Below are 1,612 nucleotides of genomic sequence, written 5' to 3' on the forward strand. Positions count from 1 at the left end.
ACCGCGGCCTGAAATTCACACCCCGCGAGTCAACTGAACCCGGGGCAGTCCCGTCCGCACACGGATCAACTTAGTATTGACCGACTACATATAGCTTGCAAACGTCCATCTAGTGGCAGTGAAGCGCTGAGCGGAATGTTCAGTTGAGATTGAACATGGCAACGTCGGGACGCACGGGTCCTCCAGGATGGGTTGAGGTGGAGAAGCTGACCGACTGAGGAAGGACGTTGGCCTACAAGAAAATTGCGGCCGCTTTGCTCGCGTTCGGCGTGCGGTGTGCGTCGCCGCAAAAGGGAGCTAACTGTTACTGTGGCAAGCTCCTCGAGCGACCGTGTAGAGCCTTACCGAGCCAATGGATGGAGTATCAGCCGCGAACGAAGATGCTCGAATCACCTCTTTCGCAGAACCTTGACAGCTTCACACGCTATCGTCAATTCTCGTATAGCAGGGTCACTTCGGTAGTGCAGGGAGTGAAGTAACAGGCTCGACAAGGAGAGGCTGATGGAGCTAGCGCAGAGCTGGCGAGTTACCGGCCCGAGCCCTCACGCAGCAGATGCCGCGTGCAGCCTATATGTCCATCGGCGATTAATACGTGACTGCACTTCGGAGCAATGGCTAGTGCGAACTCCTTTGGTTCGGTTCGTGCACGGGCATAGCACACATCGCGCATTTGCGCGGCAACGGGCGGTAGTCGGGGAGTAGCAATCGAGAGGAGACATGAAATGAATGAGGTTCTGCAATACAGATGGGTAAGACGGCGTCTGGGTGGCGCGACTACCGCTGTTGCGGCGGCGTGCATCGTAGCGTCGGTAGCAGCCGGAGCTGCGGTTGCGCAGCCACCGCCGCCGGATCCGTGTTCTCCGGCCGCCGTGATGCGCGCGCACGCCGAAGCGATGACTCGAATGGCTGACTATCTCGACTCCCGCCCCGACGTTCAACAGGTGTTTGTCGATGCCAGAAGCAAGGCCACACCCCAGGAGCGGCACGGCGTGATTCAAGCGTTCACCGAGAATCACCCAGACGTGGCTGCTGCCTTTCAGAACATCCATCAACCGGTTAAGGATCTGAGTGCGAGATGCGGCTTGCCCATGGGCCCAGGCATGATGCCCGACGGCATGGGGCCAGGTGGTATGGCGCCCGGACAGATGGGTCCCGGCGGCATGGCGCCCGGACAGATGGGTCCCGGCGGCATGGGGCCCGGGCAGATGGCACCTGGAGCGATGCCTGGACAGTGAGTCTTGGCGCTCGTCGCTTAATGACTACGCGAGAGGCGACAGTCGTGCGACATGACGTCACAAGCTCTGAGCGCAATTCATCTTCGGTGGGTGGCTCTCTGCTCACCGGCGAGTATGGCCGAGCGCGGGCATACTTGAGCCGCTAGCGCGTCGCCGGCTGCGCCTGACGACCGACGCTAGTTTTGCTTCGGTCAGCACCGCGGTCGGTCCTGGCAGAAGCATCGCTTCCTCAGGGCCGGCGACCAGCAACGGCATGAATACGGCATTGCCCGATCGCGGCCGTAGAAGGCGTCGCTGTTGAATCCGGAGTGCTCGGCGCCCGTGAGGTGAGCCCGCTGTAGTGGTCCAGTCGTTGTGGGACTCTGTTGCCCGAGTGC

Annotated in this window: 1 protein-coding gene; it reads left to right on the forward strand. The window is 60.9% G+C overall.

Annotation, left to right across the window (positions count from 1 at the left end; all coding sequences use genetic code 11):
- Positions 1-722 precede the first annotated feature (722 nt).
- Complete coding sequence (locus M1248_RS33225; protein WP_112557560.1) at positions 723-1,235, forward strand: hemophore-related protein; 513 nt, start codon at positions 723-725, stop codon at positions 1,233-1,235.
- Positions 1,236-1,612 lie beyond the last annotated feature (377 nt).

It is taken from the genome of Mycobacterium sp. 29Ha, assembly GCF_032883055.1.
GTDB lineage: Bacteria > Actinomycetota > Actinomycetes > Mycobacteriales > Mycobacteriaceae > Mycobacterium > Mycobacterium gallinarum.